Source organism: Streptomyces sp. NPDC059256 (assembly GCF_042753785.1).
Classification (GTDB): domain Bacteria; phylum Actinomycetota; class Actinomycetes; order Streptomycetales; family Streptomycetaceae; genus Streptomyces.
This window is the reverse complement of record NZ_JBHYZO010000003.1, coordinates 506,592-524,514: the sequence shown is the minus strand read 5'-3', so window position 1 is coordinate 524,514 and position 17,923 is coordinate 506,592. Positions and strand designations below refer to the sequence as shown.

13 protein-coding genes and 1 pseudogene are annotated in these 17,923 nt (G+C 68.8%); 5 read left to right on the top strand and 9 right to left on the bottom strand.

Annotation, left to right across the window (positions count from 1 at the left end):
• The first annotated feature begins 130 nt into the window (after nt 1-130).
• Together ACFXJL_RS10215 and ACFXJL_RS10210 are read left to right on the top strand one after the other, a co-directional pair.
• A complete protein-coding gene (locus ACFXJL_RS10215; protein WP_384690952.1) occupies nt 131-856 on the top strand; it encodes an MBL fold metallo-hydrolase in 726 nt (241 codons plus the stop codon).
• Nucleotides 857-866: 10 nt separating this feature from the next.
• Entirely contained in the window at nt 867-1,691 is an 825-nt protein-coding gene (locus ACFXJL_RS10210) for a DUF3097 domain-containing protein (RefSeq protein ID WP_384639281.1), read from the top strand.
• Between the two features lie 246 nt (nt 1,692-1,937).
• Here the strand turns inward: ACFXJL_RS10210 and hemW are convergent, their stop codons facing one another.
• The 3 genes from hemW to lepA form a co-directional block, all read right to left on the bottom strand.
• Complete coding sequence (gene hemW, locus ACFXJL_RS10205) at nt 1,938-3,170, bottom strand: radical SAM family heme chaperone HemW (RefSeq protein ID WP_384690949.1); 1,233 nt, start codon at nt 3,168-3,170, stop codon at nt 1,938-1,940.
• A gap of 146 nt (nt 3,171-3,316) precedes the next feature.
• Complete coding sequence (locus tag ACFXJL_RS10200) at nt 3,317-5,206, bottom strand: AMP-dependent synthetase/ligase (protein ID WP_384690947.1); 1,890 nt, start codon at nt 5,204-5,206, stop codon at nt 3,317-3,319.
• A 420-nt stretch (nt 5,207-5,626) separates the two neighbouring features.
• Nucleotides 5,627-7,495: a translation elongation factor 4 gene (gene lepA, locus ACFXJL_RS10195; protein ID WP_358879057.1), complete on the bottom strand. Its 1,869-nt coding sequence runs from the start codon at nt 7,493-7,495 to the stop codon at nt 5,627-5,629.
• Between the two features lie 236 nt (nt 7,496-7,731).
• Between lepA and rpsT the strand changes: the two genes are divergently transcribed.
• Complete coding sequence (rpsT, locus tag ACFXJL_RS10190; RefSeq protein WP_358879056.1) at nt 7,732-7,998, top strand: 30S ribosomal protein S20; 267 nt, start codon at nt 7,732-7,734, stop codon at nt 7,996-7,998.
• Between the two features lie 344 nt (nt 7,999-8,342).
• Here the strand turns inward: rpsT and holA are convergent, their stop codons facing one another.
• Nucleotides 8,343-9,329: a DNA polymerase III subunit delta gene (gene holA / locus ACFXJL_RS10185; protein WP_384691367.1), complete on the bottom strand. Its 987-nt coding sequence runs from the start codon at nt 9,327-9,329 to the stop codon at nt 8,343-8,345.
• 56 nt (nt 9,330-9,385) lie between these two features.
• Between holA and ACFXJL_RS10180 the strand changes: the two genes are divergently transcribed.
• A complete protein-coding gene (locus ACFXJL_RS10180; RefSeq protein ID WP_358879055.1) occupies nt 9,386-9,631 on the top strand; it encodes a hypothetical protein in 246 nt (81 codons plus the stop codon).
• A gap of 4 nt (nt 9,632-9,635) precedes the next feature.
• On the opposite strand, the gene ACFXJL_RS10175 is transcribed toward ACFXJL_RS10180, so the two are convergent.
• Nucleotides 9,636-10,520 (bottom strand): arylamine N-acetyltransferase, encoded by an 885-nt coding sequence (locus tag ACFXJL_RS10175; RefSeq protein ID WP_384690943.1) that lies wholly within the window; start codon nt 10,518-10,520, stop codon nt 9,636-9,638.
• Between the two features lie 65 nt (nt 10,521-10,585).
• On the opposite strand from ACFXJL_RS10175, the gene ACFXJL_RS10170 reads away from it, so the two are divergent.
• A complete protein-coding gene (locus tag ACFXJL_RS10170; protein ID WP_384690940.1) occupies nt 10,586-11,056 on the top strand; it encodes a pyridoxamine 5'-phosphate oxidase family protein in 471 nt (156 codons plus the stop codon).
• Nucleotides 11,057-11,503: 447 nt separating this feature from the next.
• Here the strand turns inward: ACFXJL_RS10170 and ACFXJL_RS10165 are convergent.
• From ACFXJL_RS10165 to ACFXJL_RS10150, 4 genes and pseudogenes are all read right to left on the bottom strand, one after another.
• A pseudogene (locus tag ACFXJL_RS10165) lies at nt 11,504-14,110 on the bottom strand (ComEC/Rec2 family competence protein); the annotation flags it as partial.
• On the bottom strand, nt 14,107-14,766 hold the full coding sequence (locus ACFXJL_RS10160) for a helix-hairpin-helix domain-containing protein (RefSeq protein ID WP_384690937.1): 660 nt from the start codon (nt 14,764-14,766) through the stop codon (nt 14,107-14,109). The pseudogene ACFXJL_RS10165 and the gene ACFXJL_RS10160, both read right to left, overlap by 4 nt.
• A gap of 1,051 nt (nt 14,767-15,817) precedes the next feature.
• Nucleotides 15,818-16,663: a DegV family protein gene (locus ACFXJL_RS10155; protein ID WP_358879051.1), complete on the bottom strand. Its 846-nt coding sequence runs from the start codon at nt 16,661-16,663 to the stop codon at nt 15,818-15,820.
• 247 nt (nt 16,664-16,910) lie between these two features.
• A complete protein-coding gene (locus tag ACFXJL_RS10150; protein ID WP_384639300.1) occupies nt 16,911-17,690 on the bottom strand; it encodes a hypothetical protein in 780 nt (259 codons plus the stop codon).
• Nucleotides 17,691-17,923 lie beyond the last annotated feature (233 nt).

The following is a 17,923-nucleotide window of genomic DNA, read 5'->3' as shown; positions in this document are numbered from 1 at the left end:
TCTGGCACTCACCAGGTCCGAGTGCCAAGAATCCCCCGTGCCAGTGTACGGCCGTGGGGTACGCCCGTAGCAAGGGCGACCGACCACGCTACCGCGCGCCTTCGCTGGTCGCTGCCAGTAGCGTCCCGGTATGAACGTCTGTTGGGAAGACTTCGGCTGGGAGCGGTTGGCCGACGGGGTGGGGCGACGGCGGTTGCCGGGTTGGGACGCGACCTGCGGGCTGGTCGTCGGTGGCGAAGGCGTGCTGCTGTTCGACAGCGGTTCGACCCTGCGGGAGGGTGCCGAGCTGAGGGCCCAGGCACAGGCCCTGCTGAGCGGTCGCGAGGTGACGCACATCGCACTGAGCCACCCGCACTTCGACCATGTGCTGGGGGCCGCCGCATTCCCCGGGGCCGAGGTGTACGGCACACAGGGCCTCGATGGCCTCCTGCGCCGGGAGGCGGACGCACTGCGGGCAGATGCCGTACGGCACGGCGTGGAGCCGCTGGAGGCGGCTGCGGCGGCCGGGGCGCTGGTGAGCCCGGGGCATGCGGTCGCCGGTCAGCAGACGCTCGATCTGGGCGGAGGCCGCCGGGTGGTTCTCGTCGACGCAGGTCCCGGGCACACCGGTCACGATCTGGCGCTACTGGTGCCGGGGAGCCCCGCCGTGGTGTTCTGCGGCGATCTGGTGGAGGAGTCCGGAGAGCCGCAGGCGGGGCCGGACGCCGTCGGAGCCCGCTGGCCGGCCGCTCTGGACCGGCTGCTGGCGCTCGGCGGCAAGGACGCACGGTACGTGCCGGGGCACGGCGCGGTCGTGGACGCCGCGTTCGTACGTGCCCAGCGCGATGCGCTGGCGGAGCGGTTCGAGGTGTCGTAGCGTCGGCCGAATGCGCAGCTACAGCCCTGATCTGACGCCCCCTTGGAAGAAGTCGGCTCCCGCCAGGGAGGTCGCGGCCGATCCGTCGGACCCCGATCTGGTGGTGGAGGAGGCCGGCACCGGCTTCTGCGGTGCGGTGGTGGGCTGCGAGGCCGGCACGGTGACGCTGGAGGACCGCTTCGGCAAGCGCCGGGTCTTTCCGCTGGCACCGCGGGGGTTTCTGTTGGACGGCGAGGTCGTGACCCTGGTCCGGCCGGGCCCGGGGAGACCGTCCAAGCCGGTGGTGACCGCTTCCGGTTCCCTGGCGGTTCCCGGGGCAAGGGCGCGGGTGGCCCGGGCTGGCCGGATCTATGTGGAGGGCCGCCACGACGCCGAGCTCGTCGAACGCGTCTGGGGCGACGATCTGCGGATCGAGGGCGTGGTGGTGGAGTACCTGGAGGGCATCGACGACCTTCCGGCGGTGGTCGCCGAGTTCGCTCCGGGACCGGACGCCCGGCTCGGGGTGCTGGTGGACCATCTGGTGCCGGGGTCCAAGGAGTCCAGGATCGCCGCTTCGGTGACGGACGCGCACGTACTGGTCGCCGGCCATCCCTACATCGATGTGTGGGAGGCGGTGAAGCCGTCGGTCCTCGGACTGGAGGCGTGGCCGGTCATCCCCCGGGGGCAGGACTGGAAGACGGGCGTCTGCAAGGCCCTGGGCTGGCCGGAGAACACGGGCGCCGCGTGGCAGCACATCCTGTCGAAGGTGCACTCGTACCGGGACCTGCAACCTGAGTTGCTGGGGAGGGTCGAGGAGTTGATCGACTTCGTGACCGCACCCGCGGGGGACGGGTGACGCCCGCACTTCTCCCCTGACCGGAGGGCCGGTGCCAGTGCCAGTGCCGGTGCCGGTGGAGCAGTGGGCCGGTGGACGCCGGGCGCGGCCGGTCGGTTGGTCAGTTGGTCGGTCGGTTGGTTAGGTGGGTGGCTGGCTGGTCGGTCGGTCGGTCGGTGGGTTTCAGCCGGTCGGTTTCGGTCCCGGGTGGGGCTCCGGGTCGCTCCCCCACCGCGGCTCTGGGCGCGCGGGGTCCGGATCGGGTTGTCAGTCGACCAGACCCCGTACGACACCGTCCGCGAGCAGACGCCCCCGCAGCGTCAGGACCGCGCGCCCCTCGCCGTACGGAACTTCGTCCAGCAGCCCCTGCGCAAGGGCTCCCCGAGCGGCCTCCAGCCCCGCCTCACGCAGCAATGACAGGGGTACCCCCTCCCGAAGCCTCAGCTCCAGCAGGATCCTCTCCACCCGCCGGTCCTCGGCCGACAGCAGCTCACGGCCGGCTCCCGGTGAGCGGCCCTGGGCGAGTGCCGCGGCATAGGCCCCGGGATGCTTCACGTTCCACCAGCGGACCCCGCCGACATGGCTGTGCGCCCCGGGACCGGCCCCCCACCAGTCGGCGCCCCGCCAATAGAGCTCGTTGTGGACGCATCGGCCCGCTTCGGTCGTAGCCCAGTTGGACACCTCGTACCACGAGTAGCCCGCCTCCGAGAGGACCGAGTCCGCGATCAGATAGCGGTCAGCGTGGACGTCATCGTCGGTCATGGGCACCTCGCCGCGGCGAATGCGCCGGGCCAGCTGGGTCCCTTCCTCGACGATGAGCGCGTACGCGGAGATGTGGTCGGGCCCGGCTCCGACCGCAGCGGCGAGCGAGGCGCGCCAGTCGTCGTCGCTCTCCCCCGGAGTGCCGTAGATCAGATCGAGGTTCACGTGCTCGAACCCCGCCGCCCGCGCCTCGGCGACGCACGCTTCGGGCCGCCCGGGGGTGTGGGTGCGGTCCAGGACCTTCAGGACGTGCTGGCGGGCGCTCTGCATGCCGAAGGAGATGCGGTTGAAGCCTCCTGCCCGTAGCTCCGCGAGGTACTCGGGACCCACGGACTCCGGATTCGCCTCCGTGGTGATCTCCGCGCCCTCCGCGAAGCCGAACTCCTCCCGTACGGCGCTCAACATGGCCACCAGGTCGGATGCGGCCAGCAGGGTCGGCGTACCGCCTCCCACGAACAGGGTGCGCACCGGGCGGGGGTCGTCTCCGAGGACCTTGCGGGCGAGGCGAACCTCGTCCGTGAGGGTGGCCGCGTAGTTGTCACGGGAGGCCAGCACCCCGCCCGAGCCGCGCAGCTCGGTCGCCGTGTAGGTGTTGAAGTCGCAGTAGCCGCAGCGTGTGGCGCAGTACGGTACGTGCAGGTAGAAGGCGAGCGGCCGGTCGGCTGCCCCTTCAAGGGCGGACGCGGGAAGCGCCCCGTCCTCGGGCATGGGTTCGCCGTCAGGCAGTACGGAAGGCATACGCCCCATTGTCCGTCACTGACGGGAGTGGAATCCGTCGGTGGCGAGCGGCCGGGGCATCGGGGCGCCGGGGTACGGGCCGCTCCCCCGGCGGACGGGCCGGTGCGGGACGGGGTGCACCCGGCCCGCACCGGTGATGTCCCGTCCTATGCCTCGCGGGTTCCGGAGTACATCTCTTCGATCAAGTGCTGGAACTCACGCTCGACGGCCGGTCGCTTCAGTTTGAGGCTGGGAGTGAGATCACCGTGCTCGACGTCGAGGTCCCGGGGCAGCAGACGGAACTTCTTCACCATCTGCCACCGCTGAAGGCCCTCGTTCAGCCGGTTCACATAGCCCTGGATCAGCTCGACGGTCGCCGGCGCGACGAGGACCTCCCCGTAGGGCTTCCCCGCCAGGTCATGGCCCTCGGCCCAGCTGAGCAGCGTCGGCTCGTCGAGGGCGATCAGCGCCGTGCAGAAGTTGCGGTCGGCGCCGATGACGACGATGTTCGAGACGAACGGGCAGATGGCCTTGAACTGGATCTCCACCTCGGTCGGCGCGATGTACTTGCCGTTCGACGTCTTGATCAGGTCCTTCTTGCGGTCCGTGATCCGCAGATATCCGTCGGCCGAGAGCTCGCCGATGTCCCCGGTGTGGAGCCAGCCATCGGGCTCCAACACCTCTTCCGTCTTCTCCGGGAGCCCGTGGTAGCCCTCCATGATCCCGGGGCCGCGCAGCAGGATCTCGCCGTCGTCGGCGATGCGGACCTCGGTGCCCGGCAGCGGTTTGCCCACGGTCCCGGTGCGATATGCCTCACCGGGGTTGACCAGGGAAGCCGCACTGGACTCGGTGAGTCCGTACCCCTCCAGGATGTGGATGCCGGCGCCGGCGAAGAAGAAGCCGATCTCGGGTGAGAGCGCGGCGGACCCGGAGATCGCGGCCCGCAGCCTGCCGCCGAACGCCTCGCGGAGCTTGGCGTAGACCAGGGCGTCGGCCACCTTGTGCTTGGCGCGGAGGGCGAGCGGCGACGATGCCGTGCCCGTACGCCGGAAGTTGTCCTGGGACGCCTTCGCGTAGTCGCGCGCCACCGCAGCGGCCCACTGGAAGATCTTGTACTTCGCCGCACCGCCCGCCCGGGCCTTGGTGGCGACTCCGTTGTAGACCTTCTCGAAGATGCGCGGAACGGCGGCCATATAGGTCGGCTGCACCACGGACAGATTCTCAATGATCTTGTCGATCCGGCCGTCGACCGCGGTGACATGACCGACCTCGATCTGGCCCGACGTCAGCACCTTGCCGAAGACGTGGGCCAGCGGCAGCCAGAGGTACTGCACGTCGTCCTGGGTCACCAGGCCGGTCGCGGCGATCGCCTTCGCCATGTACGACCAGTTGTCGTGCGGCAACCGAACACCCTTGGGGCGACCGGTGGTGCCAGAGGTATAGATGAGGGTCGCCAGCTGATCGGCTTCGATCGCCCCGACTCGCTCCTTGACCGCTTCGGGGTGCTCCTGGAGGTGGCGGGCTCCACGCTCCTCCAGATCTGCGAGTGAGAGGACCCAGCCCTCGGGGTCCGACTTGTCCGCCTCCACACCGGTGGGATCGATCACGACCACATGGCTGAGTTCGGATAGCTCGGCCCGTCGCTCACGCACCTTGGCCAACTGCGTCGCGTCCTCGGCGACCAGCACCCTGCTGCCGGAATCGGCGAGGATGTACGCCGATTCCTCGGCGTTGGTGGAGGGGTAGACCGTTGTGGTGGCACCGCCGGTGCACATGACACCGAGGTCGGCGAGGATCCATTCGATACGGGTGGCGGACAACAGGGCCACCCGGTCCTCGGCGCGTACCCCGATGGCGATCAGACCGGCCGCGATGCGATAAACGCGCTCGGCGGTCTCGCCCCAACTGAGCGACTTCCATTCCTCGGGCCCCTGACCGGAGGCGGGGGGCACCGGATACCGGAACGCCTCGGCGTCCGGCGTGGCCAGCACCCGCTCGGCGAAGAGGTTCGCCACCGAGGGCGGTCGGTTCTCGATCAGGGTCTGTGTGTCGCTCACGACATCCTCCGGGCCTGCGGCAGCACTGCACGACTGGCTGGTGTTTAACTGGCGAGTAACCATCGAGCCGTGATCAGAGTAGAACGCGCTGTGCCGAGGCGTAAGTCTCTGTGGGCTGCCGCTTCATAACGAACCCGGCGCGAAAGCGGGGTCCCTCGACCAATGGGCCGCGCCCGTCACACCTGCCCCGGGGCACCCCGGACCGTACTCGCCCCGACCTCGACCTGACCTCTACCGGAAGAGTGCCACGACCGTCGTCCACCGACGGACAAAGATGTGCTTCAGCGGACGGACATACGCTTCAGCCCGGGCCGACCAGGGCGACCCGGGCTGACGTGACGGCGCTCTCGGGGGCGGATCGGCGCGGAGCCTTTGCCGCCGCACTCTCGCCGCCATCAGCACGGCGAGAGCCACGAGGGACTACTTCTTGTTCTTGCCCCCGCTGTCATCGCTGGAGAGGACGGCGATGAAGGCTTCCTGCGGAACCTCCACACTGCCGACCATCTTCATGCGCTTCTTGCCTTCCTTCTGCTTCTCCAGCAGCTTCCGCTTCCGGGAGATGTCACCGCCGTAGCACTTGGCGAGAACGTCCTTGCGGATCGCACGGATCGTCTCGCGGGCGATCACACGGGAACCGATCGCGGCCTGGATCGGCACCTCGAACGCCTGCCGGGGGATCAACTCGCGCAGCTTCGCCACAAGCCGCACACCGTACGCGTACGCCGCGTCCTTGTGCGTGACGGCCGAGAAGGCGTCAACCTTGTCGCCGTGCAGCAGGATGTCCACCTTGACCAGGCTGGATGCCTGCTCGCCCGTGGGCTCGTAGTCCAGCGAGGCATATCCGCGGGTCTTCGACTTCAACTGGTCGAAGAAGTCGAAGACGATCTCCGCAAGCGGCAGGGTGTAGCGGATCTCAACCCGGTCCTCGGAGAGGTAGTCCATGCCGAGCAGGGTGCCGCGGCGGGTCTGGCAGAGCTCCATGATCGCGCCGATGAACTCGGTGGGCGCCAGGATCGTGGCCCGCACCACGGGTTCGTAGACGTCGTCGATCTTGCCCTCGGGGAACTCACTCGGGTTGGTGACCGTGTGCTCGGTGCCGTCCTCCATCAGGACGCGGTAGACCACGTTGGGCGCGGTGGCGATCAGGTCGAGACCGAACTCGCGCTCCAGGCGCTCCCGGATCACGTCCAGGTGCAACAGGCCCAGGAAACCGACGCGGAAGCCGAAGCCGAGCGCCGCCGAAGTCTCCGGCTCGTACACCAGCGCGGCATCGTTGAGCTGGAGCTTGTCGAGGGCTTCCCGGAGCTCGGGGTAATCCGATCCGTCGAGCGGATACAGACCGGAGAAGACCATCGGCTTCGGGTCCTTGTACCCCCCGAGCGCCTCGGTGGCTCCCTTGTGCTGCTGGGTGATGGTGTCGCCGACCTTCGACTGGCGAACGTCCTTCACCCCGGTGATGAGGTACCCGACCTCACCGACGCCCAGACCGTCGGCCGAGAGCATCTCGGGCGAGTTGGTGCCGATCTCCAACAGCTCGTGGGTGGCCCCGGTCGACATCATCCGGATCCGCTCGCGCTTGCCCAGCTTGCCGTCGATGACACGCACATAGGTGACGACACCGCGGTACGAGTCGTACACGGAGTCGAAGATCATGGCGCGGGCGGGCGCATCGGCCACGCCCACCGGGGGCGGGACCTCGCGGACGACCCGGTCGAGCAGCGCCTCCACGCCGATGCCGGTCTTCGCGGAGACCTTGAGCACGTCCTCCGGGTCACAACCGACGAGGTTCGCCAGTTCCTCGGAGAACTTCTCGGGCTGGGCGGCCGGAAGGTCGATCTTGTTGAGGACCGGAACGATCGTGAGCTCGTTCTCCATCGCCAGATAGAGGTTGGCGAGCGTCTGGGCCTCGATGCCCTGGGCCGCGTCCACCAGGAGGACCGTGCCCTCGCAGGCCGCGAGGGACCGGGAGACCTCGTAGGTGAAGTCCACGTGCCCCGGAGTGTCGATCATGTTCAGGATGTGGGTCCTGCCCTGATCGGGCCCCTCGGTGGGTGCCCAGGGCAGTCGGACCGCCTGGGACTTGATCGTGATGCCGCGTTCCCGCTCGATGTCCATGCGGTCGAGGTACTGGGCACGCATCTGCCGCTGATCGACCACACCGGTCAGCTGGAGCATCCGGTCGGCGAGCGTGGACTTGCCGTGGTCGATGTGGGCGATGATGCAGAAGTTGCGGATCAGCGCCGGGTCGGTACGGCTCGGCTCGGGCACGTTGGGAGGAGTCGCGGGCACGCAAGGTCCTGATTCTTGAGACGCGGGGCGTCTCGTCTCGGGCGATGGCGGATCGATACGTAGCCTCCATGGTCCCACGCGCAGCGGGCTGCGCCCGGTTTGGGCCGCCCGGAGAGCGACTGGTAATGTGGACAGCTGTGTCTCGTGCCCGCCTCGGGCTGCTCGCACAGGGCTTTCGATTCGGAACTCCGCGCGGGACCTCATCAAAGATCAATCGAACCTGAGAAGGCTCTTTCGTGGCGAACATCAAGTCCCAGATCAAGCGGAACAAGACGAACGAGAAGGCGCGCCTGCGCAACAAGGCCGTCAAGTCGTCGCTCAAGACCGCGGTCCGCAAGGCCCGTGAGGCTGCTGCCGCAGGCGACGTCGAGAAGGCCACCGTGGCCGCTCGCGAGGCCGCCCGCAAGCTCGACAAGGCAGTCTCGAAGGGCGTCATCCACAAGAACGCCGCCGCCAACAAGAAGTCGGCGCTGGCCACCAAGGTTGCCGCTCTTCAGGGCTGAGTGCTCTTGATCCAACCGTCGGAAGGGTGAGCGGGCCCTCTCATCCGCCCCTGACCGACACTTCAGGGCTTGCACTTGGACCTGCGTTCGCCACGCGGGTGCGAGCCCGACCGCAGGACCTTTCGAAGGCCCCGGTGCTTCCTCGTCCTTCCCCAGGACGCAGAGCCCGGGGCTTTCTCCTGCCCTCCCTCGCCTGTGTCCCCGACCTCGCGGGCGTGACTCCCCTGGGCTGAGCAACGGCGTCGCGGATGTACCCAGCGGGGAGTGCGGATGTACTCAGCGGGGAGTGTGGATCGCTCTGCCTACCCATCGCAAGCGCCGCAGAACGCAAGCGCCGGGAAGGGCTAGCGGTGGGGGCGCGCGACCCGAGCGATGGTCACGACCGCCTTCTCCAACGCGTACTCCGGATCGTCCCCACCACCCTTCACGCCCGCATCCGCCTCGGCCACCGCGCGCAGGGCAATCGCCACCGCATCAGGTGTCCAGCCCCGCATCTGCTGCTTGACCCGATCGACCTTCCACGGCGGCATGCCCAGCTCACGCGCGAGATCCGCCGGCCGACCACCACGTGCGGAAAGCACCTTGCCGATGCCCCGCACCCCCTGTGCCAGTGCGCTGGTGATCAGCACGGGGGCAACCCCCGTCGACAGTGACCAGCGCAGTGCCTCCAGTGCCTCTGCGGCCCGGCCTTCCACCGCCCGGTCAGCGACATTGAAACTCGATGCCTCGGCCCGACCGGTGTAGTAGCGACCGACGATCTCCTCGTCGATGGTTGCCTCGACATCGGCGGCGAGCTGGGAAACAGCGCTGGCCAACTCCCGTAGATCGCTGCCGATCGAATCGACGAGCGCCTGACACGCCTCCTGTGTGGCCGATCTCCCGATGGCCCGGAACTCCGCCCTCACAAAGGTGAGCCGCTCGGCTGGCTTCGTGGTCTTGGGGCAGGCCACTTCCCGCGCCCCCGCCTTGCGGGCCGCATCGAGCAGCCCCTTGCCCTTGGCTCCACCGGGGTGGAGCAGGACCAGGGTGATCTCCTCGGCAGGAGCGGTGAGGTACGTCTTGACGTCCTTCACGGTGTCGGCAGCGAGATCCTGCGCATTGCGCACGATGACGACCTTGCGCTCGGCGAAGAGTGACGGGCTGGTCAACTCCGCGAGAGTGCCCGGTTGCAGCTGATCAGCGGTGAGATCGCGGACGTCCATATCGGCATCGGCGGCCCGCGCAGCCGCGACCACCTGCTGTACCGCGCGGTCGAGGAGCAGATCCTCCTGCCCCACCGCGAGGGTGACGGGTGCGAGCGGATCGTCGTGGGAATTCTTCCTGGTGGCCATCGCGTCCAGCATCCCATGTGCCACCGACACTCCTTCGCGTGCCGGACAATGGCCGGGTGAGCGAGGAACGACATGTACTGGTGCTCCCCGACCGCGACACGGCCGAGGACGTGGCGCGGGAGTTGACGGAGCGCTTCGGCGTGCACGAGGAACCCCAGCTGATACGCGATGCCCTCGCAGGTGAGGACGACGCCGAAGACGCCCAGTGGCTGGTCGTGGTGGAGGATCCGACGAGCCGTCTCGACCCACAGGCCCTCGATGACTTCGCAGCCGAGTACGAAGGCTGGCTGGAGTCTCCTTGAGCCCTCAGGCGGGCGGACGCCGCTCCTGGCGAGCACGGGCCGGTCGGTCGTCACCGGTGCGCCCCACATCATCGCGGGGGTCGGCCGGCACCCGGTCGAGACGCACACCGAAGCGCTCCCGATAGGCGGCCAGGACCTCCCCATCGTCGACCAGCAGCTCTTCGTGCCGCTCGCCGTGCTCGGTCGTGACCAGTGTGCGACCACTGAGCGTGATCCGGCCGTCGGCCGTGAGTCGGGTGCAGACGGGCGACCGGGTGAAGTGCGATAGCGGTGAGGTGCTGTGCCACCAGGCGCCGCTGCGGAAGTCCGCCAGTTCCCTGGGCCTGGTCTCCAGGCGGTACTGGGGCTCACCGTCCCGGAGTACGTCGAGGTCTCCGTGTCCCGACACCCCTCCCCCCGACGCTTCCACGATCCTGAACGAACCTGCGGGATCCGGCTGTTCTGCCCGATCGTCGAGGGCCAGGGGGTAATGCGCGTGCTCACCGAATCCCACATCGGCCACCCACCGCCCGCTCCCATCCGCCGGCTCCACCAGAAGCGCCATATGGTCGTACGGGATTCCCCATTGCCCGTCCGCCGTGTGCACCCGCCCGGCGAGCAGGCGGACGGTGAACCCGAGATCGCGCAGAAGTGCGGCGAACGCTGCGTTGACCTCGTAGCAGATCCCACCCCGGCGACCTTGGACGACTTTGGCGAGCAGGGGCCCTTCCTCCAACACGATCTCCTCGCCGAGATGCACCGACAGGTTCTCGAAGGGCACCGTGCGCAGATGCCGCAACTGAAGCTCGCGTAGGGCTTCGATGTCGACCCGCGCGGGTCGATCAGCACCGATTCTGCGGAGGTAGTCGTCCATGGCGCCCATGGTGCCCCAGATGATCTCCACTTCCATGAGTCGCTGGTCCTAGGCCCGTTGGCCGAGGCGTGAGAGCAAGGGCACGGGTTAGCGTGCCGAACATGGCGACAGAGACCCGGAGCTACGATCCGGCCCGCTCGGCGGAGCAGCGCAAACACGACGTCCTCGCTCGGCTGTCCCGGGACCACGATGTCTGGGTGGCGACCGCATCCGCAGACGGCAGGCCTTGTCTGGTACCGCTGTCCTTCGTGTGGGACCAGGACACCCTGTTGATGTGTACCCGACGAACCAACCCGACCGCGATCAATCTGACCCCTCGGGGGCCGGTCATCCTCACCTTGGGAACGACCCGGGACGTCGTGCTGATCAAAGGAGACGCCGAGATGGTGGAGGGCGCAGCCCTGGCGACCCGGTCGGCGGATGCCTTTGCCGACAAGCTGGAGGGTTGGGACCCGCGCGACCAACCGCGATGGATCTACCTTCGGGTCACCCCGACGACCGTACAGGCGTGGAGGGAGGTCAATGAGCTCGCCGATCGCGATCTGATGCGCGATGGTGCATGGCTGGTCTGAGGTCCGGCAGAACCGAATGCGTCGGGAGCACTGCAGCGGCTCAGCCTGCCAGAGGAACGAAGCCTGCTCCCTGCGCCGTCGAAGGAAACCGCAGGCCATGAGGTGCCCGCCTCCTTCGGCGCCCAAGACACGACCGGGGAGTCGCTCCTCCACACACGGGGGCGACGGCTGCGCGGCACGAGTTCTGGAGATGACCGGTCCGAGCACCCGGCGCACAGGCAGCGGTACTCGGTGCTGACCTACGAGAATGACAGCACCAGCGATCGAGTCCCCATCGGCCGTCCGCCCGCGATGACAGCGCGATGGGCATCGAGGCCGGGCACGACGGCTGGCGTCTCCCGGAAGTCGGTGCTGTTTCCCCGGGGCCGCGCCGCCCTGTCGGAGAGTGGATGAACCGTCCCCACCATGGAGGTGTCGGAATGCGGCGAGGGTGCCTTCGGAACGGGCACTCCCACCAATGTGGGCCCGCAGACTCTGCCCGTCTCCGGTGACCGCGATGGGACCGTCCCTGTCCGTGCGCAGAACGCGTGCGCCCACGTCCCGCAATGCACTCACCGTACGAGGCGAAGGGTGGCCATAGGTGTTTCCCCGGCCCACGGAGATCAAGGCGAGTCGGGGACGCGCTGCGGTGAGCAGTTCCGGATGTTGATGGGCCGAACCGTGGTGGGCGACCTTCAGGATGTCCACCCGCGCGAGCCTCGGGTGCTCGATCAACAGACCGCGCTGGGCCGGCGGTTCAAGGTCTCCGAGCATCAGCAGGGTCGGCCCCCCTGCGATCTCGACCCATAGGGTGACACTGGCGTCGTTGGGCCCGTCCGGCAGGCCGAATCCGTTGGGCACCTCAAGCTCCCCGTGCCTTCCTGGTGTCTCGACATGCGGCAGTTCTCCGCTGCGTGCGTGAGGCCGTGGCCAGAGCACCTGCCAGGACAGCCTCCCGTCCTTCCTCCGCTCACCCATACGAGCGTGGATCAAAGGAACGTGGGCTCTGGCGGAGACCCTGTGGACGAATGCGCTCTGCTCCGGGGGCTCTTGCATGCTGGTCGTCTGCACCGCGCCCACGCTGCGCCCTTTCAGCACCCCGGGCAGCCCTCGAACGTGGTCCGCATGGAAGTGGGTCAGCACAACGAGGGGGATCCGCTCGACGCCCAGCGTCCTGAGGCAGGCGTCGACCGCCACGGGATCCGGCCCCGCGTCCACGACCACGGCCCTCCCGTCACCGGCGGAGAGCACCATGGCATCTCCCTGACCCACATCACACATGGCGAACGTCCAACCAGGCGGCGGCCAACCCGTGAGCACCCGGGTGAGTGGTGCGGGACGCACCACAGCACACAGGAGTACCAGCGCGCAGACCAGTGCCACCCATGGATGACGCGGCAGTCTGCGGAGAGCGAGAACGGCCAGCACGGTGATCACGGCCAGTGAGAGCCCGCCCCTCCAACCGCCCTGCCAGTCCAGCTGGGCTCCCCGCAGCGAGGCTCCCGCCCGGGCCACGGAGGCGATCCAGCCGGTCGGCCAGCCCGCGATCTGAGCCAGTGCTTCCGCCAGGGGCATGAACACCGGGGCAGTGGCGAGCGCAAGGAAGCCGAGCACGGTCGCCGGGGCGATCGCAAGCTCCGCGAGGAGATTGCACGGCACCGCGACCAGGCTGACCCGGGCGGCGAAGATCGCGACCACTGGAGCACAGACGGCCTGTGCTGCGGCTGCCGCGGCCAGCGCCTCGGCCGGCCTCGGTGGTACGCCCCGCCGCTGGAGCGAGGCGCTCCAGCGCGGCGCGATGGTCAGGAGGGACCCCGTGGCCAGGACCGACAGCAGAAAGCCGTAGCTCCGGGACAGGCCCGGGTCGTAGAGGACGAGCACCACGACGGCGGCGGCAAGGGCTGGGATCAGTGATCGTCGACGCCCGGTCCCGATCGCGAGCAGGACGATCGCTCCGCAGGCGGCGGCCCTCAAAACGCTTGGTTCCGGTCTGCACACGATGACGAAAGCAAGTGTCAGGGCGCCTCCGAGGAGAGCCGTCCCCCTCAGGGTGATGCCGAGTCGGGGCGCGAGTCCACCCCTCTCGGCGAGCAGGGCGCGACCGGGTGGTCCGATCAGCAGAATGAGCACGATGCTGAGGTTGCTTCCTGACACCGCCAGGAGGTGCGTCAGATCGGTTGCTTCGAATGCCCTGTGCAGATCGGGGGTGACCCTCGTGGTGTCACCGACGACGAACCCCGGCAACAATGCGCGCGCATCTGGGCTCAGATCCTTCGATGCCTCACGCAGCCCGGCTCTGAGGTCGCCAGCCCTCCTCTGCACGGAGGAGGGGCCCTGGACGATCTCGGGCCACCCGCCCGGCACCTTCAGTACTGCGGCAAAGCGGTGATCATCGGCAAGCGGTGGTGCGAGCTGGCCGTGGAGACGCAACCGGGTCGACGGGAGAAGTCGTTGCCAGCGTGCGAGGGCTGCTTGCGGTAGGCCCGGCCGCACGATCACCAGCACGGGGTTCCTCGTCGCTGTCACCTCTCCCCCGGGTGCTGTGACCTGGGTGACCTCGGCGTCGAAGAGCAGAGCGCGTGCCATCCAGGATCCACTTGGTGCCCGGGGCCGGGCTAACCGCGGGTCGGTGGAGATCGTCAGCTCCACAGTGGCGCGGGAGTGCGCTGCTGCCATGTCCGGCAGCGGACCACGCCGCTGATCAGCCGCGTGGAGCCCTCCTGCCACAGCACCCGCAGCCGCTGCCAGCAACACGGCCGCGAGCGCGGTGGCGTTCAGCCGCAGACGACTGTCCCGGCGGGCAGCACCATCGCCGGAGGCCGGAGAAGTCGTACGGGCCGGAGATGAAGATCCGCTGCGCTGGAGCACGGCCCAAGCCAGTAGGAGGACCGCCAGACAGACACAGAGCACGACCCCGAGGGCTGTTGTCCGCCACGACAAGGCGACGGCCAGGGCAGCCGCACCCCAGAGCGCCAGAGCAGGGCACACCAATCGCAGGTCGGCAGGGCCCTCTTGGCGTGGGTGGGAGTTTCCCAAGGAATGGGCGGACCCGCGGTGGACTCCCCCGCGCGTCACGGCCGCACCCTTGGTTTCAGCTCGGCGAACCGTCGATCCCCGATGCCGTCGACGTCACGCAGTTGATCGACGGAGCGGAATCCACCGTGCTGGGTGCGGTAGTCGATGATGTGCTGGACCAGCACCGGTCCGACACCGGGAAGGGTGTCCAACTCCTCCGCTGTTGCCGTGCTCAGACTCAGCGTCCCTGCGGTTCGGGCAGTGCTCGCCCCCTGACCGCCCTCACCACCTGCGCGAGGATCCCCGGGGACGCCCGAACCCGCACCGGCTGCGCCGCCATCCACTCCCGGAGCCGGGGCAGGGGCCGCCGGCACACCCACTGCCACCTGCTCACCGTCCACGAGCAACCGAGCGCGGTTGAGGGCGGATGTGTCCACGCCCGTCCTCACCCCACCAGCAGCCGCCAGGGCATCGGCGACGCGGGAGCCCATCGGCAGCTTCAGCACACCAGGACGCCGTACCTTGCCGGCGACATCGACGACGATGCGTCCAACTGTCGACGGCGTCGGTCGAGGAGTCGGCGCCGGCCCGGGCGGGGGCGTACGCGCCTGCGCCACCGGCTCCGGCAGCACCTGCGGAGCTCGCACGGTCTCCGGTCGTCCGGTCCAGAAGTGCTGGGCCGCGAAGACCGCCGCCACCAGGAAGACGACTGCCAACGCCACCAGCGTCTTCGGTTCGAGCCCGCATCGCAGCTGCACCCAGAGGGGCAGCCGCTCCCGGGTGGCGAGAGCCAGCCGGCGCCAAGCCCGGGGACCGCTCCCCTCGCCCGCTGCGACTTCTCCGGGTGGCCGGGATGGTGGCACGGAGGCCAACTGCGCTGGTACCGCGGGTCCTTGGGATTCGTTTGCGCGGGCGTGGGATGGGAACGCCCCGGCAGGGGGCGTGAGGTCGTCGGCTGTCCCTGTGGCGCCAGCGCCGCTTCCCGAAGGTGAGTCGAACAAGGCGACCGCTCTCCGCCTGGCCACCTCATGGGAGGAAACCTGCACCCCCGGGTGGGAAGGGCGGGATGCGCGGTGCAGCCGCCTTCGGCCGACACTCGATCGGGAGCCACGGCCACCCGGTGCCGGTCCTCGGCCGTGGCCACCCGGTCGGGTGCCGAAGCCGACAGCGGGGCGCACACGAGAGGCCCGGGCGGTCGGACCTGCGCCACGCCCGGTACGGGCACGACCGTCCGAAGCCGGGGCACGGCCCGGCCCGCTGGTTGCAGAACGTGATCGAAGATCCATGCACAGGACGCTAGACAGCCCCTGCTGATCTCGCTGAGCGACCTCAATTACGGTGGAAAACTGATGTGTTGTGGATAACCCAGACACCCACATGAACCCTGTTGAGCCCACCAACACGCCACCGGTCCCAGGCGTCTCCCCGACCACATCGCCACATCGCCACATCGAGTGGTCCGCCTGCCGTCGTTCCTTGCCGTAGCGCCCCTCGCCGAGAGCGGCCATCCCGCACCAAGGCAGGTCATCCCTTCAACAGGGCAGAACCGTGCCCAGGCGGCAGAGCCTCCGCATCGGGCCCTGACCCCAGGAGGCCAACCGTCCCTTTCGCAGAAGTCGAGGCGGGCGCAGAAATCCACCGCGGACACCGTGCACGTACCGAGTGGACACCGTTCAAGTACCGAGCGGACACCGTTCACGTACAGAGACGAGGAGACGGAAGGACCCACCCGGGCGGGGGTGCGCCTCATCGACCGGGCCGGAGACGTCAGCGGGGTGAAATCACGGCCCCCAGGAGGCCCGGACCCGTGTGAGCCCCGATCACCGCGCCCACCTCGCTCACATGGAGGTCGACCAGCCCCGGCACCCGCTCACGCAGCCGATCCGCCAAGGCCGCGGCCCGTTCGGGAGCCGCCAGATGATGGACCGCGACATCCACGGAGCCGCTACCCGCCTCGGCCACGGCGATCTCCTCAAGCCGGGCGATCGCCTTCGATGCTGTGCGCACCTTCTCCAGCATCTCGATGCGTCCGTTGACCAGTTGGAGCAACGGCTTCACCGCGAGTGCCGAGCCGAACAGGGCCTGCGCAGCTCCGATACGGCCACCGCGCCGCAAATAGTCCAAAGTGTCGACGTAGAAGAAGGCAGAGGTGTTCGCGGCCCGCTTTTCTGCCGCGGCCACCACCTCGTCGAGGGTCCCACCGGCTTCAGCCGCTTCGGCGGCGGCCAACGCACAGAACCCCAGGGCCATCGCGACCATCCCGGTGTCCACCACGTGCACCGGTACCGGTGCGTCCTTCGCGGCCAGCACCGCGGCATCGTAGGTGCCCGAGAACTCGGCGGACAGATGGAGCGAGACGATTCCGGTCGCCCCCGCCTCGGCTCGTGCGCGATAAGTCTCGGCGAAGACTTGCGGGCTGGGGCGCGAGGTGGTGACCGAGCGCCTCTTCTGCAGGGCCAGAGCGAGCGAGCGGGCCGAGATCTCGGTGCCCTCTTCCAACGCCTCATCGCCGAGAACAACGGTCAGGGGCACCGCCACCATGCCGTGGCGCGCCATCGCCGGCTGCGGCAGGTAGGCCGTTGAATCGGTGACGATAGCGACATGGCGGGACATGAGCGGGAGGTTACCGGTCAGCGCTCGCAAACGGGAGCCCGGCCCCTCGGTACCTCACACGGTCCCATCCGCCCCGCCCATTCCAGTCCGGTGCGGTGGTGACTGCTGCGGTGGCGCTCCCCGTCACATTGGCTCATAGCCCTCGGATGCCCCGAACCATGCGGGGCACTCGGTGGGAGTCAACCATGCGGACAGCGGACATCCCACAGAGCGGCTCGGGGACTCCCCGGCCCCGACTCGTACCGCCTCAGTTGGTGGTCTCGGGGCGCGCGGACTTCTCCCATGGGTAGCTCGTCAGCCGGGGGTCACGCGCCGTAATGGCCTGCGGCTGCTGGTCCGACGGGCCGGTGCCGGACTTGCCAGCGCTCTCACCGGTCGCGGACTCCTCGTCCGACCAGGACTGATGGGCCACCGTGCGATCGTCCGCCGCGGGCCAGTCGGAGGCCGATCCCGTGGTGGATCCCGCATCCGCCGGGGACTCGGTCTCCGCCCAGTGCCGCAGGGCTCCGGCCTCCATGTCGATCTGGCCCGCCAAGGTGTCCAGATCGTCCTCAGCGAAGCGACTCGCCCGATCCCGGGCCGCCCAGCGGAGCGACTCGGCCGAGCGGGTGATCCGCTCCATGCGCTCGCGCAGCTCGGGCAGCTTGCTGGAGATCGTCACCCGGTCAGGCTCGCGCTCAAGGCGCTTCAGCTCGTCGTCCAACTCGCGCCCGTGAACGCTGAGGCGCTCGAACAGGCTGATGGATTCGGAGAGCGAGGCGTCCTCCGCCACGCCGGCGTTCAGAGCGTCCTGCGTCGCCCGCATGGAGGTCCGCAGCTTCAGCCGCAGTTGTGCCAGCTCGCCCGCGACGCCGATCTGACCGTAGCTCTTGGCCCGCAGGGTGGTGTCCTCGACCGTACGGCGCGCCTGGTTGACCGTGCGCTCCACGCCCTTCTTGGCGATGCGCACCGCCTTCACCGTCGCATAGACCCCGAGCGCCACAAAAGCGACAAAGAGCAGCGCCAGTATCAGAATCGCGCTTTCCATGGGCGCCCCTTCGGCTTCGGTTGTCCTACATCCACCGTAGTCGTGCTCCTCCCACCGTAAACGCCGCAGGCAGGCCAAGGGTTCCTTGGAACCCTCAACCTGCCCTGAGTGGAGACCCTGAGGAGCCCCTGAGGAGCCCCTGATCGCCCCCTGAGCCACCCGGAGTCGGCGCGTCCCCGCACATCAGGGCGCGGATCGGTCTCAGGGCGGCCGGGAATGCTCCGAGACGGCCG

Bases quoted from the DNA above. Each gene is read 5' to 3' on its own strand.
- ACFXJL_RS10215 (WP_384690952.1), top strand. From the start codon at position 131: ATGAACGTCTGTTGGGAAGACTTCGGCTGGGAGCGGTTGGCCGACGGG.
- ACFXJL_RS10210 (WP_384639281.1), top strand. From the start codon at position 867: ATGCGCAGCTACAGCCCTGATCTGACGCCCCCTTGGAAGAAGTCGGCT.
- hemW (WP_384690949.1), bottom strand. From the start codon at position 3,170: ATGCCTTCCGTACTGCCTGACGGCGAACCCATGCCCGAGGACGGGGCG.
- holA (WP_384691367.1), bottom strand. From the start codon at position 9,329: ATGGCCACCAGGAAGAATTCCCACGACGATCCGCTCGCACCCGTCACC.
- ACFXJL_RS10175 (WP_384690943.1), bottom strand. From the start codon at position 10,520: ATGGAAGTGGAGATCATCTGGGGCACCATGGGCGCCATGGACGACTAC.
- ACFXJL_RS10170 (WP_384690940.1), top strand. From the start codon at position 10,586: ATGGCGACAGAGACCCGGAGCTACGATCCGGCCCGCTCGGCGGAGCAG.
- ACFXJL_RS10155 (WP_358879051.1), bottom strand. From the start codon at position 16,663: ATGTCCCGCCATGTCGCTATCGTCACCGATTCAACGGCCTACCTGCCG.
- ACFXJL_RS10150 (WP_384639300.1), bottom strand. From the start codon at position 17,690: ATGGAAAGCGCGATTCTGATACTGGCGCTGCTCTTTGTCGCTTTTGTG.